Below are 3,058 nucleotides of genomic sequence, written 5' to 3'. Positions count from 1 at the left end.
CCACATAGAAGCCATCATTCTCTTGCATGGCGTCGTAGATGATCAGGCTGGGATCCTTAACTCTTGATGGATCAGCGGCGAGGGTGAATACTCGGCCGAATTCGGAATCAAGAATCCGGTTGCGACTGTTAAAGCTTCTTCCTGTAACCCAATATATTTGGATGAAGCTCTCTTGTTTTTCGTCGAGACCGAGGACTATGCCTCGGCCGGGATAGGGATTTTGCTTCAGCGCACAAAGATTGGCGCCGGCGATTTTATTCAGGTCATTCATTTTATATGTACATAGTTGAGGTTTCCAGACATTAGAGTTACATTTTTAAAGATGCCTGTCAACGACTGCTGGAATCGATCCTGCTTGACTTTTTTACAGATCAGAAAAACTGTGAAGCTTTGAAGCCGGCCCAGATGCCGATCAGACCTCCGATGGTATTGCCGATGACCGATTCTACAGAGAAGCCGCCCGCTCCGAACAGCGTAGGAATGTATCCGCCGACGGCTCCGCCGATGAAGACGCCGATCCATACGAGAGTCTTCGGGTTCATTTGGCCGTATTATACTATGGATATGCCAAATATAGTATAATGGCCCCAAATGCCAAAAGAGCTTAAAGTCAAGCGTTCAATAGGCAATATAGCCATCATCGCCGCGGTGCAGAGAAGAGGTGATGATGATTGAGCTTGAAAACACTTAAACGCTCTTGAACAGAGCCGCGTCTTTTTCGAACCAGCTTTCGGCTATGTGATAAATGGTGTAAGTGATGAAGAATGCTGCTGCTACGTCTATAGAATAGTGGAAATGTCCCATGAGCACGACGGCTCCGAAAAGAATCGAAGTCGCGATAAAGGCTACGCGCAGGCGCATATCATACCAAAATATGAATGCTAACAGGAACGGCAGGCCGGTATGGCCGGAGAAGAACAGATCGTTGCCGGTGGTGAATGAGGATATTATGTTATCCGGATTAAGATACGTCTGTGTAGGGAACGGGCCTAAATGGGTCAGCGTAACGAACATGGCTCTTATTACCACGAACAGACTGATTGTCTTCAGGGTGAAGGGTATTTTTTGCGGATTGGTGATCAACAATAGCGCCACGAAGCCCCATAGCACCAAAGGTCCGTATATGAAAATATCCTCGACATCGTAGACGGGGATATTGCTCAAAATTATATCCGACACGGAATTGCTGGCTCGCAGAGTGGCATACATGCTGGAATAATAATTCAGCACGAAGCTGGCCAAGAGGATGCCGATCGAAAAGAGGCATGACCTGATGAAGCGCCAATCGGTGAACCAGCGCACCATAGAATCCCATGAGAAGTCTTCTATTTTGAATATGGTCATAGTCGTTCGCTTCGGTCAGTACATATATGATACCATTACCGTGTTCCGATTAAAAATATGCAAGAATGGCTCATCAATCTTGGCACGGACCATGCCTACTGGGTCTATGCTTTTATAATAGTCCTCGCCTGCGCCGAAGGACCGATGCTGTCTATGATTTTCGGCGTTATCCTCAAGCTCGGATATTTCAGCTTCATACCGGTAATGCTGTCGCTGATGATAGGCGATTTGATCGGGGATGTGGTCTGGTATTACATAGGATACCGTTTTGGGCATCGTTTTATCGGCCGCTTCGGCAAATATTTCAGCATCACGGAAGAAAATATCGGAAAAGTTACGCGCATATTCCATAAATACAAGCACCGCATACTCCTCATCTCGAAGATGTCTAACGGCTTCGGCTTTGCCCTGGTTACTCTCATGGCCGCCGGCATGGCGCGAATACCGTTCATAAATTATATATCCATCAATGTCATCGGCCAGTTCGTCTGGACCGGATTCCTGCTCGGCGTCGGATATTTCTTCGGCAATCTCTATCTGCAAGTAGACAGCATCCTCGGGAAGATAGCGGTCGTCGCCTTATTCGTCGTCATCTTTTGGGCATTCAAAGGATATAAAAAATATCTGCGCACCAAAGCGGAGGCGTTGAATATATGATATATAAAAAAGCATGATATCCATCATCATCCCGACATATAATGAAGAAAAAGCCATCAGAAAAACGCTGGATGGCCTTAAATCCAATCTGACTATCCCTCACGAGATCATTGTTACAGACGATAAAAGCACTGATGATACCGTGAAAATAGCCAAAGAATACGCTGATATCGTTCTGATCCCCCCAGCCAAGCACATTTCCATAGCCGCCAACAGGAATGACGGCCAGCGGCATTCAAAGGGAGAGATGCTGGTATTCATGGATTCTGACAGCACCATAGCCGATCCTGATGATTTCTTCAGACATGCTCTGGCGAGGTTCGAGTCGGATCAGCGCCTTGTGGCATTGACCGGAAAGATCGGAGTATGGCCGGAATTGGAGACATTCGGCGACAAAGCCGTGTATGCGGCGTTTAATCTGGTTCATAGGATCAAGAATAACCTTCTGCATATCGGAGAAGCTTCCGGAAAATTCCAAATGATCCGCCGCGACGCCTTCGAAAAAGTCGGAGGTTTCAATGAGAACCTGATATGCCGCGAAGACGGAGATATGTTCCAACGGTTGTCCAAAGTGGGCCGGACGGCATATGACCCCACGCTCGTTATTCTCCATACAGGCCGCCGGGGACATAAAGTCGGCTGGCCGAAGCTCTTGTCTATTTGGATGTTTGAAACGTTTTACGTGGCTTTGACCGGTAGGTCCAAGTCCAAGGAATGGAAAGCCATAAGATGAAATAAATCTATATGAGAGCTTCCGTTGTCATACCAGCGCATAACGAGGAGAAGAATATCTCTGCCACGATACGGGCTTTGCTCGCGCAGAGTCATCCAGATTTCGAGATCATCGTGGTCAATAACGCCAGCACCGACCGTACGGCGGAGATAGCCGAAGGATTTCCGGTCAAAGTCGTGCATGAATCACGTAAAGGCTTGCTATGGGCCAGAGAGCGCGGCCGGCTGGAAGCGACAGGCGATATCGTCGTGAATATAGACGCGGACTGTCTGCCGGACGAGGATTGGCTGTCGCGCGGCACCGCTCATTTTTTAGATGACGAGG

Annotated in this window: 6 protein-coding genes; 3 read left to right on the top strand and 3 right to left on the bottom strand. The window is 47.9% G+C overall.

All coding sequences use genetic code 11. From position 1 onward, the window contains the following. From WC639_05400 to WC639_05390, 3 genes are all read right to left on the bottom strand, one after another. Positions 1-271, bottom strand: a 271-nt coding sequence (locus tag WC639_05400; GenBank protein ID MFA6307210.1) for an IMP cyclohydrolase, incomplete at its 3' end; no start/stop codon positions are given. Between the two features lie 100 nt (positions 272-371). After that, a complete protein-coding gene (locus tag WC639_05395) occupies positions 372-542 on the bottom strand; it encodes a hypothetical protein (protein ID MFA6307209.1) in 171 nt (56 codons plus the stop codon). 145 nt (positions 543-687) lie between these two features. Next, positions 688-1,344 (bottom strand): phosphatase PAP2-related protein, encoded by a 657-nt coding sequence (locus WC639_05390; GenBank protein MFA6307208.1) that lies wholly within the window; start codon positions 1,342-1,344, stop codon positions 688-690. Between the two features lie 57 nt (positions 1,345-1,401). Here WC639_05390 and WC639_05385 point away from each other — a divergent pair, with 57 nt between their 5' ends. From WC639_05385 to WC639_05375, 3 genes are all read left to right on the top strand, one after another. Next, a complete protein-coding gene (locus WC639_05385; protein MFA6307207.1) occupies positions 1,402-2,001 on the top strand; it encodes a VTT domain-containing protein in 600 nt (199 codons plus the stop codon). Positions 2,002-2,014: 13 nt separating this feature from the next. Then, on the top strand, positions 2,015-2,734 hold the full coding sequence (locus tag WC639_05380) for a glycosyltransferase (protein ID MFA6307206.1): 720 nt from the start codon (positions 2,015-2,017) through the stop codon (positions 2,732-2,734). An 11-nt stretch (positions 2,735-2,745) separates the two neighbouring features. Then, positions 2,746-3,058 (top strand): glycosyltransferase family A protein (locus WC639_05375; protein ID MFA6307205.1); only part of this gene is annotated, 313 nt, incomplete at its 3' end.

Source organism: Patescibacteria group bacterium (genome assembly GCA_041662965.1).
In the GTDB taxonomy this organism is placed as follows: domain Bacteria; phylum Patescibacteriota; class Patescibacteriia; order Patescibacteriales; family GWC2-42-12; genus JACPHD01.
Note: the sequence above shows the minus strand (reverse complement) of the source record. Positions and strands in the feature narration are given on the sequence as shown.

Excerpts from the sequence above, each read along its gene's own strand:
- WC639_05395 (MFA6307209.1), bottom strand. The coding sequence starts at position 542 with ATGAACCCGAAGACTCTCGTATGGATCGGCGTCTTCATCGGCGGAGCC.
- WC639_05390 (MFA6307208.1), bottom strand. The coding sequence starts at position 1,344 with ATGACCATATTCAAAATAGAAGACTTCTCATGGGATTCTATGGTGCGC.
- WC639_05385 (MFA6307207.1), top strand. The coding sequence starts at position 1,402 with ATGCAAGAATGGCTCATCAATCTTGGCACGGACCATGCCTACTGGGTC.
- WC639_05380 (MFA6307206.1), top strand. The coding sequence starts at position 2,015 with ATGATATCCATCATCATCCCGACATATAATGAAGAAAAAGCCATCAGA.